Below are 18,319 nucleotides of genomic sequence, written 5' to 3' on the forward strand. Positions count from 1 at the left end.
GAACACCATGGCCTGGACTCGTGAACAGATGGCGCAGCGCGCCGCCAGGGAGCTCTCCGACGGCGACTACGTCAACCTCGGCATCGGCCTGCCCACGCTGGTGGCCAACCACCTGCCGGACGGCGTCGACGTGTGGCTGCAGTCGGAAAACGGCTTGCTCGGGATCGGCCCCTTCCCCACCGAGGATGAAGTGGACGCCGACCTGATCAACGCCGGCAAGCAGACCGTCACCGCACGCCAGGGCGCGTCGTATTTCTCCAGCGCGGATTCGTTCGCGATGATCCGCGGCGGCCACATCGACATCTCCATCCTCGGCGCCATGCAGGTCACCTGCGAGGGCGACATCGCCAACTGGATGGTGCCCGGCAAGATGGTCAAGGGCATGGGCGGTGCGATGGACCTCGTCGCGGGCGTGAAGCGCGTCGTCGTGGTCATGGAACACACCGCGAAAGACGGCGGCCACAAGATCCTCGGCGAATGCACCCTGCCGCTCACCGGCAAGGGCGTGGTCGACCGGATCATCACCGAGCTGGGCGTGTTCGACGTGACCCCGGGTGGGCTGGAGCTGATCGAGCTGGCGCCGGACGTGGACGTTGCGACGGTGACCGCGGCGACGGGGTGTGGGTTTACCGCGAAGGTTTGAGTTTGGGCATGGGGTGGCCTGAGGCAGGCTGGGATCGCGCGCGGGCGCGCTCCTACAAGGGTGCCGCACCCCTGTAGGAGCGCGCCCGCGCGCGATGCTCTCCCCCAATATCCCCAACGACTCCCAACAAAAAAGCCCCGACCAACCGGCCGGGGCTTCGAAAAGAAAGTCGCTCCGCAGAGGACGCCTCGGTATGGGCCTCGGGGGGGAGGTAGGCCAAAATACCGGGATATAGCGTCGATACGGAGCGAGGGGCACTACCGACCCAGGGGGAGGGGTTGGTGGTAGGCCGAGACGAATCATAGATTTCCTAGGAAATGTTCGCCAATATATCTTTCAGCGTAAACTTATACGAAAAACGACTATGTTTGACTTGCGCCAGCTGCGCTACTTCGTGGAAGTCGCCGAGACCCTGAGCTTCACCCAGGCGGCGCAGCGACTGCATATTTCGCAGCCGCCTCTTTCCCAGCAAATCCAGGCACTTGAGGCCGATCTAGGGGTGCGCCTGCTGGACCGGAACCGGCGCCGCGTGGCGCTGACCGAACCCGGCCGGATCTTCCTCATCGAGGCCAAGGCGATCCTCGCCCGGGCCGAGAAGGCGCGCACGGTGGTCACCGAGGCCGCGGCGGGTTTCACCGGCCAGCTGCGCCTGGCCTACGCCACGTCCGTATCGTTCCACCGCGCCCTTCCCGAAACGCTGCTGCGCTTCTCCCACGCCGCCCCCGGCGTCAGCCTGCACCTGGTCGAGATGCCCACCGGCGCCCAGTACGACGCCATGCTGAGCGGCCAGATCGACGTCGGCCTGCTGCGCGCCCCGCCCGCCGGCGTGGCCAATGCGCGCCAGCTCAACATGGAAGTGATCGACCAGGAGCCGCTGGTGCTCGCCCTGCCCTCGGACCATCGGCTGGCCAAACGCGAGTCGGTCACCATGGCCGAACTGGCCCACGAGCGCTTCGTCGCCCCGCCGCGGACCCAGGCCGCGACCCTGATCGACCGGCTGAACATGCTGGCGAACAAGGCCGGCTTCCGGATGAACATCCGCCAGGAAGCCCAGCAGATCCCCTCGCTGCTCCCCTTGGTGGCGGCCGGCCTGGGCGTCGCCCTCGTGCCCGGCTCCCTGCGCGCCGTGAGCCTGGAAAAGGTCGCGTTCGTGCGCCTGGACGACCCGGAGGCCACGCTGTTGCTTGCGGTGGGCTGGCGCGTCGATAATACGAGCCCCGTGCTGGAAAGCTTCCTGCGCACGGTCCGCGAAGCCCGCGCCCGCCTGGGCCTGGGCTGAAACATCAGTCGATTCCGGCGCTTGCGTAATGCGGGCGGGATCGCTACAATTCCGTTTTTCCCGTCTGTCATTTGTATCAGGAGCTGGCCGTGAAGGTGCTTTCTTCTTTGAAGTCCGCGAAGTCGCGTCACCGTGACTGCAAAGTCGTCCGCCGTCGCGGCAAGGTGTTCGTGATCTGCAAGTCGAACCCGCGTTTCAAGGCCCGTCAGCGCTAATTGCAGCCGCGATGGGTTAAGAAAAAGGCCGCGAAAGCGGCCTTTTTATTGCCCCGGTTTTTAGTGCATCAGCCGCTTGCGGCAACGGGATACGGTGAATCGGGAATATCCCCGCTGTCGCCCATGAACACGCAATTGCGCCCCGAGCGCTTGGCCCGGTAGAGCGCGCCGTCGGCGACCACCAGCAGCCGGTGTAGCTCGAAGCCGCACTGCAGGGTCGAGGCCACGCCGAAGCTCGCCGTGATCACCAGCTCGGGACGGGTCGGCGTGGCCGACGTCGCCGAGATCGACAGGCGTAGCTGCTCTGCGCGGGCGCGGGCCTGGGCCGGGCTGCAATCGGGCAGCAACACGGCGAATTCCTCGCCGCCGAGGCGTCCGAACACGTCGCAGGCGTGCAGTGCGCGACGACATACATCGCAGGCTCGCTTCAGCACTTCGTCGCCGGCAGCATGGCCCCACGTATCGTTGACGGTCTTGAAGTGGTCCAGGTCGAACAGGATCAGGCAGGCGCCACGATCCGAGCGCGCTCCGTAGGCGAGCACGCGCTCGGACTGTTCGACGAAATGCTCGCGATTGCAGATGCCGGTAAGGCCATCGCGCCGCGCAAGCTTCATGAAGCGCAGCTGCGAGCGACGCAGGCGCAGCACAAGCCACACGATGCCGATCAGGGTCAGCGCCAACACGAAGATGTAGAGGCGGCCGGTTTCCACTTCCTTGCGATCAAGCGCGTTGGACAGGCGCAGGATCTCATTCTGTTTGTTCAGCGCCTCGACCTCGGCCTTCTTCGCCAGCACCTGCTGGTCCACCACCTGGAAGGCGAGGCTGCGGGCACTGATGTCGTCGAGGTAAGCCTTGTCGGCGGCCATGTACTGCTCGTGGTAGTCGAGCGCGGCCTGGGCATTGCCGGCGCGCTGCTCCACTTCGTACAACACCTTGAAGCCCATGCGCCGCGGGTCGGCGAACTCGTCGCGCACGGCACCGGCGACGGCCGACAGGCCGAAGCGACGTGCGTTGACCAGGTCAGCCTGCGCAAGGTACGCCGTGGCCAGCAGCGCGTCGAATTCCGCGATCAGCGCCGGGTATTCGGTCGCACGCAGCGCGTCGCGCTGGGGCAGCAACATATCGATCACCGCATGCGGCTGGCCTTGCTGCAGGTAGAGCATGGCGATGTCGGCGCGCATGGCTTCGGCGAACACCGTGTCGCCCGTGGACTCGCACGTGGTGATCGCGCGCAGGTAAGCCGGATCCACCACGGTGAGCCGGTTCGCCTCGCGGCGGGCGCGCAGCAGGTGCTGCATGCCCTTGCATTCGGTATCGCCCGGCGGCGGCGACTCGACCATTTCCCGGGCGTAGGCTTCGGCGGTATCGAACTGACCCGCCGAACTGAGCAACTGCGACGCCTCGCCCAGCGCGGCGAAGCGCGCCCGGCGATCGCGCACGGAGGGCATCAGTTCCTGCAACTGGTTGAGGCGGCGGAAGGCGTCCTCGTAGCGACGGCCCACGCCCAGCAGGTTGACCAGGGTGGCCAGCGCCCGGAAGCGGACGACCACGTCGGGCGCGGTATCCGCGACGTTATCCAGCAGCTTGCGTGCCACGTCGTGGTCGCCCAGCCACGTCGCGCGCCATCCCTGCAGGAACTGCAGGCGCGAACGCTCGACATCGTTGAGCTGTGCGGACATCGGCGCGACGTCGTCGATGATGCGGGTGAAACGCTTGAAGTCGGTGCCCTTGACCCGATCGGCTTCGTCAAGCTGCTCGGAGGCCTTCGCCGATACGGCGGCCGAGGCCGCTGGCGTGGCACCGGCCGGCGCATCCGCCGCGCAGGCGACGCCCTGACCCATCCAGGCGATGGCCAACAGGAGGATGCCGTGGCGGAGGCCGCGCATGGGGGTCAGCCGCCCTTCTTGCCGGGCGCGGGTGAAGGTGACTTGCGCCGCAGCGGGCCACCCTCCTCCTCGTCTTCGTTGTCATCCTCGTCGTCTTCCGGTGCCTCTTCCTCGCGGTCGGGGCCGGGCATCAACGTGGCGAAATAGATCTTGCCGCCGAGGAGGTCACGCACGGACGCGACATCGCCGCTGGCCAGTGCAGCACGCGTTTCCTCGTCGTCGATCCCCAGCGTGGCCAACAGCGCATCACGCTCGGCCGGCGACGCATGTCGCATCGCCGCGTCTTCTCCGACGCGGACGAGAAATTCCATGACGTTGCCCATCGCACCTCGTCCTTGGGCACGGGCGCCTTGCCCGGGGCCCCTATGGCACGCCTCCCCTCGAGGCCGCTCATGGCAGGGATCATACCCCCAACATCGCGTTGCGCAGTAGTAGGCCACCCGGCCGGGCCCAAAGGAACGAGCCCCCGGAATTCCTAGGAATTGGAGTGTAGGAGCGCGCCTGCGCGCGATGGGGGGCTGCGGGGGCGTGGAAGAGCGTTGAGAGTATTGGGTTGAGAGTACCGGGTGAGAGCGGGGATACGGCTTTTTCTCGGTACCCGATACCCGATACGCCTTTTTTCGCCCTTCGGGCGATCGCGCGCAGGCGCGCTCCTACAGGGGGTAACCCAGCGCGCGACGAGCCGGGAGGGCGCCTGCGCGCGTACCGACGCAAAAAAAGGGCCCCGAAGGGCCCTCTTTTCACTTGTAACGGACGCCTTTTATCTCGTACGTCTTCGTGCCGTTCGGGGCGACGAAATCGAACTCGTCGCCTTCGTTCTTGCCGATCAGCGCACGGGCGATCGGGGAGCTTACCGCGATCAGGTTCTTCTTGATGTCCGCTTCCAGGTCACCCACGATCTGGTAGGTCACTTCCGCCTCGGAATCCAGGTCGATCAGGTCGACGAAGGCGCCGAACACGATGCGCGGTGCAACGGTGAGGCGTTCCGTATCGATGATCTCGGAGTTCGACAGCGCGGCCTCGAGCTCGTTGATGCGGCCTTCGTTGAAGCCATGCATCTCGCGTGCGGCGTGGTACTCGGCGTTTTCCTTCAGGTCGCCATGCGCACGGGCCTCGGCCACGGCCGCGACGATCTCCGGGCGCTTGACGCGCTTCAGGTATTCCAGTTCGTCACGCAGGCGATCGGCGCCAACGGCGGTCATGGGGGGACGGGTTGCGCTCATGCTTGCAGCTCCTTGTGCAGGTCCTGCAGGCTGTTCACTTCCGGGTCGGTGTGGAAGTCGAGCGAGTGCACCAGGGCACGCGCGCCTGCGACGGTCGTGGAATACGTGACGCGCTGCTGCAGCGCTTCGCGGCGGATCGAGAACGAATCGGAGATGGCCTGCTTGCCTTCCGTCGTGTTGACGATATAGACGACTTCGCCGTTCTTGATCAGGTCGACGATGTGCGGACGGCCTTCGAGCACCTTGTTGATGCGCTCGCATGCCACGCCGTTGTCCTGAAGGAACTTCGCCGTGCCGGACGTGGCGACGACCACGTAACCACGCGCAGCGACGTCGCGGGCGATCGGCAGCAGGCGATCCTTGTCGGCATCGCGCACCGACATGAACACCTTGCCCTTCGGCGGCGCCTTGATGCCGGCGGCTTCGTGGCCACGTGCGAACGCGGCGCCGAAGGTACGGCCTACGCCCATCACTTCACCGGTGGAACGCATCTCGGGGCCGAGGATCGGATCCACGTTCTGGAACTTCAGGAACGGGAAGATCGCTTCCTTCACCGAGTAGTACGACGGGATGACTTCCTTCGTCGCGCCCTGCTCCACCAGCGAACGGCCGGCCATCGCACGCGCGGCGATCTTGGCCAGCGACACGCCCGTGGCCTTGCACACGAACGGCACGGTGCGCGACGCACGCGGGTTCACTTCGAGGATGAACACGTCGTCGCCCTGGATGGCGAACTGGGTGTTCATCAGGCCGATGACCTTCAGTTCCTGCGCCATCAGCTTCACCTGGCGACGCATTTCATCCTGCACTTCGGCCGACAGCGAATACGGCGGCAGCGAGCAGGACGAATCGCCCGAATGCACGCCGGCTTCCTCGATGTGCTCCATGATGCCGCCGACCAGCACGTTGCCTTCGGCGTCGGCCACGATGTCCACGTCCACTTCCACGGCGTGGTCGAGGAAGCGGTCGAGCAGCACCGGCGAATCGTTCGACACCTGCACGGCTTCGCGCATGTAGCGCGACAGGTCCGAGTCGGCGTGGACGATTTCCATCGCGCGGCCGCCGAGCACGTAGCTCGGGCGAACGACCAGCGGGTAGCCGATCTCGCGGGCCAGGGCCAGCGCTTCGTCGGCGTTGCGCGCGGTGCGGTTCGGCGGCTGCTTCAGCTCGAGCTTCTGGATCATCTTCTGGAAGCGCTCACGATCTTCCGCGAGGTCGATCGAGTCGGCACTGGTACCGATCACCGGCACGCCGGCGGCTTCCAGCGCACGCGCAAGCTTCAGCGGGGTCTGGCCGCCGTACTGCACGATCACGCCCTTCGGCTTCTCCAGGTCGACGATCTCGAGCACGTCTTCCAGCGTCAGCGGCTCGAAGTACAGGCGGTCGGAGGTGTCGTAGTCCGTGGAGACGGTTTCCGGGTTGCAGTTGACCATGATGGTTTCGAAACCATCCTCGCGCAGGGCGAGCGCGGCATGCACGCAGCAATAGTCGAACTCGATGCCCTGGCCGATGCGGTTCGGACCACCGCCCAGGACGATGATCTTGTCGCGGTTGGTCGGCTCGGCTTCGCACTCTTCCTCGTACGTGGAGTACATGTACGCGGTGGTGGTGGCGAACTCGGCGGCGCAGGAGTCGACGCGCTTGTAGACCGGGCGCACGCCCAGCGTCTTGCGCAGGTGGCGCAGCGCGTTTTCATCGGTGCCGACCAGTTCGGCCAGGCGTGCATCGGCGAAGCCCATGCGCTTGAGTTCGCGCATGCGCGGCTCGTCCAGCGCGGTGAGGCCCTGGCGCTGCACTTCGCCCTCGGTCATCACGATGTCTTCGAACGCGGCGAGGAACCACGGATCGATCCGGGTCAGCTCGTGCACTTCTTCCAGCGACAGGCCCGCGCGGAACGCGTCGGCCACGTGGAAGACGCGGTCCGGGCGCGGCTCGCGCAGTTCGCGCTTGAGCGTCAGGAAGCCTTCTTCGCTGCCGATGTCCAGACCGGTCGGGTTGAGGCCGGTCTTGCCGATCTCCAGGCCACGCAGCGCCTTCTGCATCGATTCGTGGAAGGTGCGGCCCATGGCCATCACTTCGCCCACCGACTTCATCTGGGTGGTGAGGCGCGCATCGGCGGCCGGGAACTTCTCGAAGGCAAAGCGCGGGATCTTGGTGACCACGTAATCGATCGACGGCTCGAACGACGCCGGGGTGAGGCCACCGGTGATGTCGTTGCGCAGTTCGTCGAGGGTGTAACCCACGGCGAGCTTGGCGGCGATCTTGGCGATCGGGAAGCCGGTGGCCTTGGAGGCCAGCGCCGAGGAACGCGACACGCGCGGGTTCATTTCGATGACCACCACGCGACCATCTTCGGCATTGATGCCGAACTGCACGTTGGAGCCACCGGTATCCACGCCGATCTTGCGCAGCACGGCGATGGAGGCGTTGCGCAGGCGCTGGTATTCCTTGTCGGTGAGCGTCTGTGCCGGCGCCACGGTGATCGAGTCACCGGTGTGCACGCCCATCGGGTCGAAGTTCTCGATCGAGCACACGATGATGCAGTTGTCCGCCTTGTCGCGGACCACTTCCATCTCGAATTCCTTCCAGCCCAGCACCGACTCTTCCACCAGCACTTCGTGCACCGGCGAGAGCTCGAGGCCGCGGCCGACGATCTCGACGAATTCTTCCTTGTTGTAGGCGATGCCGCCGCCCGAACCGCCCAGCGTGAAGCTCGGGCGGATGATGGTCGGGAATCCCACCGTCTGCTGGATTTCCAGCGCCTGCTCCATCGAGCGGGCCACTTCGGCCTTCGGGCATTCCAGGCCGATGTCGGCCATGGCGATGCGGAACAGGTTGCGGTCTTCGGCCATGCGGATGGCTTCGCGCGACGCGCCGATGAGCTCGACGTTGTAGCGCTCGAGCACGCCGTTGTCGGCGAGGTCGAGCGCGCAGTTCAGGCCGGTCTGGCCGCCCATCGTCGGCAGGATCGCGTCGGGGCGCTCCTTGGCGATGATGCGTTCCACGGTCTGCCAGTTGATCGGCTCGATGTAGACGGCGTGGGCCGTCTCCGGGTCGGTCATGATCGTCGCCGGGTTCGAATTGACCAGGACGACGCGGTAGCCCTCTTCCTTCAGGGCCTTGCAGGCCTGGGCACCGGAATAGTCGAACTCACAGGCCTGGCCGATGACAATCGGGCCGGCACCGATGACGAGGATGGTCTTGATGTCTGTGCGCTTGGGCATGGTTTCTCTCGCGAATCGAAGGCGGATGGAAGGTGGCGTGCGGCAGGCGTCAGGACGCCTGCTTCGCCTTGTGCGCTTCCATCGCGGCAATGAACGTGTCGAACAGGTAGCCGACGTCTTCCGGGCCCGGGCTCGCTTCCGGGTGGCCCTGGAAGCAGAACGCGGGGCGGTCGGTCAGGGCGAAGCCCTGCAGCGAGCCGTCGAACAGCGAGGTATGCGTGATCCGCACGTTGGCCGGCAGCGTCGCCGGATCCACCGCGAAGCCGTGGTTCTGCGAGCTGATCAGCACGCGGCCGGTGTCGTGGTCCTTCACCGGGTGGTTCGCGCCGTGGTGGCCGAACTTCATCTTCAGCGTCTTCGCACCGATGGCCAGCGCCATGATCTGGTGACCCAGGCAGATGCCGAACACCGGGATCTTCGTGTCGAGGATCTGCTTCGTCGACTCGATGGCGTAGTCGCACGCGGCCGGGTCGCCCGGGCCGTTGGCGAGGAAGATGCCGTCGGGGTTCATCGCCAGCACGTCCGCCGCCGGGGTCTGCGCGGGCACGACGGTGATGTCGACGCCGCGGCCGGCCAGCAGGCGCAGGATGTTCTGCTTCACGCCGTAGTCGTAGGCCACCACGCGGAATTTCTTCGGCGCGTTGTAGAAGCCCTGCTTGTCCAGGTCGTAGACGCCCTCGGACCACTGGTAGGCCTTCGTCGTGCTGACGACCTTGGCCAGGTCCATGCCGTTGAGGCCGGGGAAGGCCTTCGCCTTGGCCACGGCGGCGTCGGCGTCGATCGCGTCACCGGCGACGATGCAGCCGCTGAGCGCACCCTTCTCGCGCAGGATGCGCGTGAGGCGGCGGGTATCGATGCCGGCGATGGCGACCACGTTGTGGCGCTCGAGGTACTGCGGCAGCGGTTCCTGGCTACGCCAGTTACTGGCGAGGCGAGGCACGTCGCGGACGATCAGGCCGGCCGCATGGACGCGGCTGGCTTCGACGTCGACGTCGTTGGTACCGGTGTTGCCGATGTGCGGGTACGTCAGGGTGACGATCTGCTGGTTGTACGACGGGTCGGTCAGGATTTCCTGATAACCGGTCATGGCGGTGTTGAACACCACCTCACCAACGGTCTCGCCGCGGGCACCGACCGCGTGGCCGTGAAAAACGCTGCCGTCTTCGAGAGCAAGCAGAGCAGGAGTACGCATGGGATGGGCCGCCTTCAGGTGCAGCAAAGCCCGCAAGCCTGCATAAGAGCGGCTCGTGGGCCTTGGGGATGGGAACGTTTGGGCGGGTAAGAATTGTAGGCGCGAAGAGGCCTTCTGTCCACCGGCTGTGACTGAACGATTACGTAGGATTACGCCCCTGATGATACCTCCAGCGCGATACAATCGTCCCCAGTGGTACCTGACCGAGAATTGCCCGCCATGTTGCTCGACCCCGCCCGCCTGGATCGTCCCGACACCGACATCCGGCACGAGCCTTTCTCGTTCATGATTGCCCACGGCCAGTTGCCCGATGAAGCCCGCGGCGACCTGGACCGCGATTTCCCGCAGTACACCAGTGCCGGGTTCTTCCCCTACGACGCCTCCGATTGCGGCCCCTCGGTCAACGAGCTGGTCGGCCAGATGACCGCGCGCGCCTTCTCGGCCGCCGTAGGCCGCCACCTGGGCATTGACGGGCTGGAGGACTACCCCACCCTGGTCACCCTGTGCCGGCACCTCAACCGCCGCCACGGGACGATCCACACCGACAGCAAGTCCAAGGTCGCCACGGCGTTGATCTACCTCAACCCCATGTGGCCGGACACCAGCGATGGCTGCCTGCGCTTCCTCGGCTCGATCGACAACATCGACGACACCGTCGCCCCCGAGCTGAAGCCGCTGTATGGCGAGTTCGCCGTCTTCCGCCGTGCCGAGAACTCCTTCCACGGCCACCTGCCCTACGAGGGCGAACGCCGGGTGATCCAGGTCGCCTGGCTGACCTCGGAAGAGGAAAAGGCCCGCAAGACCAAGCGCGGCAAGTTCTCCCGGGCGTTCAAGAAGATCTTCGGCAAGCTCGACCGCAAGGTCGGCGCCGACCGCGACCGCAACGCCTCGCACCCGGACTAACCCCCGCACGCCCCGCTGTAGGAGCGCGCCTGCGCGCGATGGGGGCATCATCGTGCCCCAATCGCGCGCAGGCGCGCTCCTACACAGGGCGGGGCGGGGCGCGTTACCCGCGCCCGAAATACCACGCGACGAACAGCGCAAACACGCCATACAGCGCACCGATCGGCATCAGCCAGCGCGCTTCCACCGCCCCGCGGCGGAACATGGCCCACAGCGCGATCACCGCGACCATCGTGATGACGCCAGCGACGATCAGCGGCGTATCGAACAGCCACGGCGTGGCGAACAGGGCCAGCGAGCTCGGGATGGTCGCCTGGATCATCATCGCACCGGAGATATTGGCCAGCGCCAGCCGTTCCTTGCCCTGGCGGACCCAGATCAGCGCGTTGACGGTTTCCGGCAGCTCGGTCGCCACCGGGCTGAGCACGAGGGCGACGAGGTGCGGCGAGAGGTGGAAGAACTCACCGAAGGCCTCCAGCTGCCACACGAACACGCGCGAGGCGATGGCGATCACCACCAGGGCGAGGCCGGTCTGCAACAGCACCCACTTCAGCGCCGGGTCCGCGTCACGCGGACGGAACGACAAAGGCTCAAGCTCTTCCTCTTCCGGCGCGGAACTGTCGTCGCGCATCTCGCGCCACACGTACATGCCATAGGCGAGCAGGAACAGGACGCCCAGCCACGGCTTCCACGCGAAGGCGATCAGGCCAAGCCCGACCTTCACGACGAAGATGGCGAGGAACCAGGACTGGTCGCGGGCCAGCCGCTGATGGTCGACGCGAACCCGACTATCGCCGCGATTCAGGCGTTTACGGCCCGCATATAAGGCAAATCCTACGACCGCGTAGGCGATCGTCGCGAGGACCAGGGGTCCGCCGAGGGCAGCACCGACACCGATGTCCTTCGCCTCCGGCGTCTTGCCGAACATCACGGCCACGAAGGTCACCGCACTTTCCGGCAGCGCCGTGCCGAAGGCCGCCAGCACCGTACCGGTCGCCGTGGAGCCAAGGTTGAGCTTTCGCCCAAACCACTCGACGCCGTTGACGAAGTATTCGCACGTGAAATAGATAGCCCCGGCGGAAACCAGGAACAGGAAAAGAGTCAGCAGCATGTAGGTACGCAAAGGCCGGGCGAGCGAACGAAAACCATTGGCACAACGACACCGCTCGCCCGGCCGGGTGAGCATGTCGATGGCCAAAGGTCTCGCCGGGCCGGCACCGCGCTCTCCACGCGGTACAACCGTTCGCGCCATGGGGTCCGGAGACCACCAAGTCTGTTGACGCGAACTCCTCAGGGGGAACGAGGATGGCTACTCCCCAATGACATCGGCGCGGATGTTAGCACAGGGCCTGATCGGGCGCAGGGCCTGATCGGGTGCAGGCAGTAATCGCGCGCAGGGCCTGATCGCGCGCAGGGGCCAATCGCGCGCAGGCGCGCTCCTACACTTTGGCGGCGATGACGTCTTCGATGGTCCAGGCGCCCGGCGCACGCCCGGCCATCCACGCCGCCGCTTCCAGCGCGCCGCGCGCGAAGATCGAGCGGTCGGTCGCCCGGTGGCCGAGTTCGATCCGCTCGCCCTGCCCCATGATCAGCGCCTGGTGTTCGCCGACGATGTCGCCGCCGCGGACGACGGCGAAGCCGATCGTGCCGGCCTCGCGCGCGCCGGGCCGACCTTCGCGGGCATATACGGCGAGGTCTTCGAGCGCGGCGCCGCGACCGGCGGCGGCGGCATGGCCGAGCGCCAGCGCGGTACCGGAGGGCGCATCTTCCTTGCGGTTGTGATGCGCCTCGACGATGTCGATGTCCCAGCCCGGTAGCGCCGCCGCGGCCTCGCGCAGCAGGCGGGTCAGCACCGCGACACCGAGGCTGAAGTTGGCCGCACGCAGTACGGCAATCCGCTCCGCAGCGTGTGCCAGCCGCTCTTCCATGGCCGCATCCAGGCCCGTGGTGCCCGTCACCAGCGACGCGCCCGTGGCTTCGCAGGCATCCAGCGCGGCCGCCAGACCTTCCGGACCGCTGAAGTCGATCACCACGTCGATACCCGCCGGGTCATCCCAGCCGGTGAAGTGCAGTGCGGAGACATCGCCGTAGGCGGCTTTGCCGAGGCGCGTGGATTGCGCGGAAACCACGGCCCGGACCAGCTCGAAACGTTCGTCGTCGCGCACGAGGTTGAGCAACGCGAGGCCCATGCGGCCAGAGGCGCCACTGATGGCGAGGCGAACGGGGCGGGTCATGCGGCAGGCCTTCGTCGAGCGTAAAGAAGCCCATCGTAATGTAGGAGCGCGCCTGCGCGCGACGGGAAATGACGGCAATCCCCATCACACGCAGTCGTTGTCCCACACGTCCCGCCCTACGAAGTAACCTTCGACCAGAAGTCCTTGACCCCGTCCATGAAGGTATTCGACCGCGGCGTGTGCTTCGACGGCTCGTCGCCGGCAAAGGTGGCTTCGAGCTGCTGTAGCAGGTCGCGCTGTTCCTTCGTAAGGCGGACCGGGGTCTCGACCACCACGGTGCAGATCAAATCACCGGTGCGGCCACCGCGGACGGACTTGACGCCACGACCGCGCAAACGGAACTGATGGCCGGTCTGCGTCTCGGCCGGCACACTCACGGCGACTTCGCCTTCCAGCGTCGGCACCATCAGGTCCGTACCCAGCGCCGCCTGCGCGAAGCGGATCGGCATTTCGCAGTACAGGTCGGAACCGTCGCGCTGGAAGATCGCATGCTCGCGCACGCGGGTTTCTACATAGAGATCGCCCGCGGGCGAACCGGCCGGGCCTGCCTCGCCCTGCCCGGTCAAACGAATCCGATCGCCATTGTCGACACCAGCGGGAATGCGAACGGACAGCGTGCGCTCTTCTTCCAGGCGGCCCTCGCCGTGGCACTTCTTGCAGGGCTTGTCGATCTTCTGGCCCGAACCGTGGCACGTCGGGCACGCCTGCTGGATCGAGAAGATGCCGTTCTGCATGCGCACGCGGCCGTGGCCGGCGCAGGTCTGGCAGGTCGACACCTTGCCGTCTTCCGAACCCGAGCCATTGCAATGGTGGCAATTGACCTGGGTGGGAATCTCGATCTTCTTCTCGACGCCGAACACGGCCTCTTCGAGATCGAGTTCCATGATGTAACGCAGGTCGGCACCCCGGCGAGCGCGCTGGCGTCCACCGCCACCGCCGCCGAAGATGTCGCCAAAAATATCGCCGAAGATGTCGCCGACGTCGCCAAAACCGGCGCCACCGCCACGACCGAAACCACCGCCTTCGAACGCGGCATGGCCATACTGATCGTACGCCGAGCGCTTCTGCGCATCGGACAGCACCTCGTAGGCTTCCTTGGCTTCCTTGAATTTGTCGATCGCCTCCGGATCATCCGGATTGCGGTCAGGGTGGTACTTCATCGCGACGCGACGAAAAGTCTTCTTGAGATCGCCTTCGGTGACGGTACGTTCGACGCCGAGGATTTCGTAGTAGTCGCGTTTGCTCATTTTTTGCTGCGTAGGCTCGCCGCTGTGCGGCTTGTGGTGAGACGGCCGCTCTGCGGCCTCAAGTCAGACGACCGCTATCGCGGCCTCGAGTAAGGCAGCTGCTTCGCAGCTTCAAGTAACGAGTTATGGCCCATGACGCCCCGTAGCAACCCCAGCGGCCCCTTTCCTCTGCAGGTGAGCCATGAGGCCGTTCAGTAAGCCAAACAGCGATTCTACCCGGGATACCAGAGGATCGGCATTGCCGTAGCCCATGCGGTCCGCAAGACGGAGCTGGGTATCGACCTGCGTATCGGTAGACCATCTCGGCCAACTCCATCGCGCCTTGCCAAACCCGCAAATCATGGTGCGCACGAGACATCCTTGCCTCCAGTTCAAAGGGCGGCGGCCCGATTGGACCGCCGCCCCGCTGTCACTCGTTACTCTGAACTCTCAACCCGACACGCTCTTACTTTTTGTCGTCCTTGACCTCAGTGAACTCCGCATCGACCACGTCGTCCGGCTGGGCCGAGCCGCCGCCCGGGGCGGACTGCTGGGCCGTGTCGGCGGAACCGCCCGACTGGGCTGCGGCGTAGAGCGACTGCGCGACCTGCTCGAGGTTGGCGATCTTCGACTCGATGGCGGACTGGTCGTCGCCGTCCTTCGCCTTCTCGAGCTCGGACACCGCGCCGTCGATGCTGGCGAGCTGCTCGGCCGGGATCTTGCCGCCGTGCTCCTTCAGCTGCGAGCGGGTCTGGTGGACCAGCTGGTCGGCCTTGTTGCGGACCTGGACGAGGTCGTGGAACTTCTTGTCTTCCTCGCGGTTGGCTTCCGCGTCGGCGACCATCCGCTGGATCTCTTCGTCCGAGAGGCCCGAGCCGGCCTTGATCTCGATCTTCTGTTCCTTGCCGGTGTCCTTGTCCTTCGCGGACACGTGCAGGATGCCGTTGGCGTCGATGTCGAAGGTGACTTCGATCTGCGGCGTGCCGCGCGGTGCCGAGCGGATGCCGGAGAGGTCGAACTTGCCCAGCGACTTGTTCGCGTTGGCGCGCTCGCGCTCACCCTGCAGGACGTGCACGGTCACGGCGGTCTGGTTGTCGTCGGCGGTGGAGAAGACCTGCGACGCCTTGGTCGGCACCGTGGTGTTCTTCTCGATCAGCTTGGTCATCACGCCACCCATCGTCTCGATACCCAGCGACAGCGGGGTGACGTCGAGCAGCAGCACGTCCTTGACGGTACCGCCCAGCACGCCGCCCTGGATCGCGGCGCCGACGGCGACGGCTTCATCCGGGTTGACGTCCTTGCGTGCTTCCTTGCCGAAGAAGTCCTTCACGGCTTCCTGCACCTTGGGCATGCGGGTCTGGCCACCGACGAGGATCACCTCGTTGATGTCCGACACGCGCAGGCCGGCGTCGTTCAGCGCGGTGCGGCACGGCTCGATGGTGCCCTTGACCAGGTCTTCCACCAGCGACTCCAGCTTGGCGCGGGTCAGCTTGATGTTGAGGTGCTTCGGGCCCGAGGCGTCGGCCGTGACGTACGGCAGGTTCACGTCGGTCTGGTGCGCGGACGACAGTTCGATCTTCGCGCGCTCGGCGGCGTCCTTCAGGCGCTGCAGGGCGAGCTGGTCCTGGCGCAGGTCGATGCCCTGCTCCTTCTTGAACTCTTCCACGAGGTAGTCGATGACGCGGTTGTCGAAATCTTCGCCGCCGAGGAAGGTGTTGCCGTTGGTGGCGAGCACTTCGAACTGCTTCTCGCCGTCGACGTTGGCGATTTCGATGATCGACACGTCGAACGTACCGCCGCCGAGGTCATACACGGCGATCTTGCGGTCGGCGGTGCCGGCCTTGTCCAGGCCGTAGGCCAGGGCAGCGGCGGTCGGCTCGTTGATGATGCGCTTGACGTCGAGGCCCGCGATCTTGCCGGCGTCCTTGGTGGCCTGGCGCTGGCTGTCGTTGAAGTACGCCGGCACGGTGATGACCGCTTCGGTGACCGACTCGCCGAGGAAGTCTTCGGCGGTCTTCTTCATCTTCATCAGCACCTTCGAGGAGATCTCCTGCGGTGCCATCTTCTTGCCGTCAGCGGTCTGCACCCATGCGTCGCCGTTGTCATGCGCAACGATGCCGTAGGGGACCAGCTTGATGTCCTTCTGCACTTCGGCGTCGGTGAACTTGCGGCCGATGAGGCGCTTCACCGCGTAGAAGGTGTTCTTGGCGTTGGTGACGGCCTGGCGCTTGGCCGGCGCACCGACGAGGACTTCGTTGTCCTTGGTGAAGGCGATGATGGACGGCGTGGTCCGGTCGCCTTCGGAATTCTCGATAACGCGCGCCGTGGTGCCCTCCATCACAGCAACGCAGCTGTTGGTGGTACCGAGGTCGATGCCGATGATCTTGGCCATAAAAATTGCTCCGAATTTCAATGCGGCCCCCGCGGCCGCGACTGTGTCTGGAAATGGGGCCGGGCCCCATCGATTCAATGCCTGGTGAGACGCCCTTGCGGCCTGTAACCCGCACCGCTTAAGGGTTTTGTTCAGTTGTCCCTGACGACCGCGACCAGCGCCGGGCGCAGCAGTCGGTCATTGAGGACGAAGCCCTTCTGGACCACGGCGACCACGGTATTGGGCGCATGCTCGGTCGAATCGACCGCGCTGATGGCCTGGTGGTGTTCCGGGTTGAACGGCTGGTGCAGCGGGTCGACGACGGTGAGGCCGTTGGACTGGGTCACCTTCTCGAGCTGCTTGAGCGTGAGCGAAAGGCCTTCGCGCAGCGCCTTTGCGTCGGCGTTCTCGTTGGCCAGGCCCAGGGCCAGGCCGTCGTACACCGGCAGCAGGTCGCCCAGCAGCTTCTCATTGGCGAAGCGGCGGGCCTGCTCCAGGTCGCGCTGGAGGCGACGACGCTGGTTTTCGATCTCCGCCCGCTCGCGCAGCACGGTCTCGCGCGCCTGGGACAGCTCGGACTCAAGGGCCGCCAGACGGGCGGTCAGCGCGTCGAGGTCGGCATTGACGCCATCGGCGGCATTGCCTTCCTGCGCGGGATCCGTCGCGTGGGGATCGTTGTTCTGCATGATTACTCCAAATGTCAGCCATCGGCCCCCGCGAGGGGACCGAACATTCGCGGGAAATAGTAAACCCGCCTCCCGTGGCGGTTTATGAGGTCGCCACGGCGCGATTCAAGGAGTCGCTCAGCAATCCGGCGGTGGCTTGTACCACCGGGATGACCCGCTCATATGCCATACGCGTCGGTCCAATAACTCCGATCGCGCCCAGCATGCGGCCGCTGGTGCCGTAGGTGGCGGTGACGATGCTGCAGCCATCCAGGGCGGAAAACCCGGATTCTTCGCCGATGAACAGGCGTACGCCCGGCGCCTTGACGCAGTTTTCCATCAGCTGCAGCAGCTCACGCTTTTGCTGGAAGGCGTCGAACAGGTCGCGCAGGCGCTCGATGTCGGCCAGTTCCGAATACCCCATGAGGTTGGTCTGGCCGCTCACCAGCATGTCGTTGGTGTCTTCGTCGCCGAACGAGGCCGTGGCCAGCTCGACCACGCTGGCCAGCATGCGGTTCAGCTCCCCGCCCGCCTCGCGCAGCTCGGCGGCGAGGTGCGCGCGGATGTCGGCCAGGCGAAACCCGGCGAACTGCGCGTTGAGATAGTTGGCGGCCCGCTCCAGCTCGCCGCTATCCAGCGGCTTGGCCAGCTGCACCACCCGGTTCTGCACCTGGTTGTCCGAGAACACCAGGATCACCAGCACGCGGGCGTCGGGCAGGCTCACGAAGTCGATGTGGCGCAAGGGGAAATCGCCCTGGCGCGGCACCGTGACCACGCCGGCGAAGTGGGTCATCGCCGAAAGCAGGTTGGATACGTTGCCGAGCAGGTCGCGCGTGGTGGTCTGGTGCGGCGGCAGCCCGCCCTGCAGGCGCGCCATCTCGTCGCGCGGCAGCGGCTTGAGCTCGAGCAGGCTATCCACGAAAAGACGCAAGCCACGCGGAGTCGGGATCCGCCCGGCCGAGGTGTGCGGCGACGCGACCAGGCCGGCCTCTTCGAGGTCGGCCATGATGTTGCGGATGGTCGCCGGGCTGACTTCCAGGCCAGAGGACTTCGCCAGCGTGCGTGAGCCCACGGGCTCGCCGTCTGACAGGTACTGGGATATCAGGGTCCGCAGCAGCCGGCGCGCGCGTGCATCGATGTCGTGTCCAGAGAACGGGTTCATGCGCGTGGTTGGCTGCAGGGTCGGGTGGCAGGCGATATCAATAAGGTCTGCGCGGCTGGCTTGCAAGTCTCGGCCTTTGCGACGCGCCTCCCGCTA

Annotated in this window: 15 protein-coding genes; 4 read left to right on the forward strand and 11 right to left on the reverse strand. The window is 65.8% G+C overall.

The genetic code is table 11. The features are described from left to right. The first annotated feature begins 7 nt into the window (after positions 1-7). The 3 genes from KPL74_08270 to ykgO all read left to right on the forward strand — a co-directional run bounded on the left by KPL74_08270 (position 8) and on the right by ykgO (position 2,137). Positions 8-643, forward strand: coding sequence for a 3-oxoacid CoA-transferase subunit B (locus KPL74_08270; protein ID QWT21988.1), 636 nt, complete (start codon positions 8-10; stop codon positions 641-643). 364 nt (positions 644-1,007) lie between these two features. Then, entirely contained in the window at positions 1,008-1,922 is a 915-nt protein-coding gene (locus KPL74_08275) for a LysR family transcriptional regulator (GenBank protein ID QWT21989.1), read from the forward strand. A gap of 89 nt (positions 1,923-2,011) precedes the next feature. Continuing rightward, complete coding sequence (ykgO, locus tag KPL74_08280) at positions 2,012-2,137, forward strand: type B 50S ribosomal protein L36 (GenBank protein ID QWT21990.1); 126 nt, start codon at positions 2,012-2,014, stop codon at positions 2,135-2,137. A 68-nt stretch (positions 2,138-2,205) separates the two neighbouring features. On the opposite strand, the gene KPL74_08285 is transcribed toward ykgO, so the two are convergent. The 5 genes from KPL74_08285 to carA all read right to left on the reverse strand — a co-directional run bounded on the left by KPL74_08285 (position 2,206) and on the right by carA (position 9,662). Beyond that, the gene (locus KPL74_08285) at positions 2,206-4,023 is read right to left on the reverse strand and encodes a GGDEF domain-containing protein (GenBank protein QWT21991.1); all 1,818 of its coding nucleotides are present in this window, start codon (positions 4,021-4,023) and stop codon (positions 2,206-2,208) included. A 5-nt stretch (positions 4,024-4,028) separates the two neighbouring features. Next, positions 4,029-4,346, reverse strand: coding sequence for a hypothetical protein (locus KPL74_08290; protein ID QWT21992.1), 318 nt, complete (start codon positions 4,344-4,346; stop codon positions 4,029-4,031). Positions 4,347-4,763: 417 nt separating this feature from the next. After that, a complete protein-coding gene (gene greA, locus KPL74_08295) occupies positions 4,764-5,246 on the reverse strand; it encodes a transcription elongation factor GreA (protein ID QWT21993.1) in 483 nt (160 codons plus the stop codon). Further along, on the reverse strand, positions 5,243-8,470 hold the full coding sequence (gene carB, locus KPL74_08300; protein ID QWT21994.1) for a carbamoyl-phosphate synthase large subunit: 3,228 nt from the start codon (positions 8,468-8,470) through the stop codon (positions 5,243-5,245). The genes greA and carB overlap by 4 nt, the downstream gene beginning before the upstream one ends. A 49-nt stretch (positions 8,471-8,519) precedes the next feature. Further along, positions 8,520-9,662, reverse strand: a complete 1,143-nt coding sequence (gene carA, locus KPL74_08305) for a glutamine-hydrolyzing carbamoyl-phosphate synthase small subunit (protein ID QWT21995.1) — start codon at positions 9,660-9,662, stop codon at positions 8,520-8,522. A 219-nt stretch (positions 9,663-9,881) separates the two neighbouring features. Here carA and KPL74_08310 point away from each other — a divergent pair, with 219 nt between their 5' ends. Continuing rightward, positions 9,882-10,565, forward strand: coding sequence for a 2OG-Fe(II) oxygenase (locus KPL74_08310; GenBank protein QWT21996.1), 684 nt, complete (start codon positions 9,882-9,884; stop codon positions 10,563-10,565). 103 nt (positions 10,566-10,668) lie between these two features. Here KPL74_08310 and KPL74_08315 read toward each other — a convergent pair whose 3' ends face one another. The 6 genes from KPL74_08315 to hrcA all read right to left on the reverse strand — a co-directional run bounded on the left by KPL74_08315 (position 10,669) and on the right by hrcA (position 18,289). Beyond that, positions 10,669-11,676, reverse strand: a complete 1,008-nt coding sequence (locus KPL74_08315; GenBank protein ID QWT21997.1) for a hypothetical protein — start codon at positions 11,674-11,676, stop codon at positions 10,669-10,671. 328 nt (positions 11,677-12,004) lie between these two features. Next, complete coding sequence (gene dapB, locus KPL74_08320) at positions 12,005-12,799, reverse strand: 4-hydroxy-tetrahydrodipicolinate reductase (GenBank protein ID QWT21998.1); 795 nt, start codon at positions 12,797-12,799, stop codon at positions 12,005-12,007. Positions 12,800-12,915: 116 nt separating this feature from the next. Continuing rightward, complete coding sequence (gene dnaJ, locus KPL74_08325) at positions 12,916-14,046, reverse strand: molecular chaperone DnaJ (GenBank protein QWT21999.1); 1,131 nt, start codon at positions 14,044-14,046, stop codon at positions 12,916-12,918. Between the two features lie 445 nt (positions 14,047-14,491). Continuing rightward, positions 14,492-16,417 (reverse strand): molecular chaperone DnaK, encoded by a 1,926-nt coding sequence (gene dnaK, locus KPL74_08330; protein ID QWT22000.1) that lies wholly within the window; start codon positions 16,415-16,417, stop codon positions 14,492-14,494. A 131-nt stretch (positions 16,418-16,548) separates the two neighbouring features. Further along, entirely contained in the window at positions 16,549-17,082 is a 534-nt protein-coding gene (gene grpE, locus KPL74_08335) for a nucleotide exchange factor GrpE (protein ID QWT22001.1), read from the reverse strand. Positions 17,083-17,164: 82 nt separating this feature from the next. After that, on the reverse strand, positions 17,165-18,289 hold the full coding sequence (gene hrcA, locus KPL74_08340) for a heat-inducible transcriptional repressor HrcA (protein QWT22002.1): 1,125 nt from the start codon (positions 18,287-18,289) through the stop codon (positions 17,165-17,167). Positions 18,290-18,319 lie beyond the last annotated feature (30 nt).

Source organism: Bacillus sp. NP157, from assembly GCA_018889975.1.
Classification (GTDB): domain Bacteria; phylum Pseudomonadota; class Gammaproteobacteria; order Xanthomonadales; family Rhodanobacteraceae; genus Luteibacter.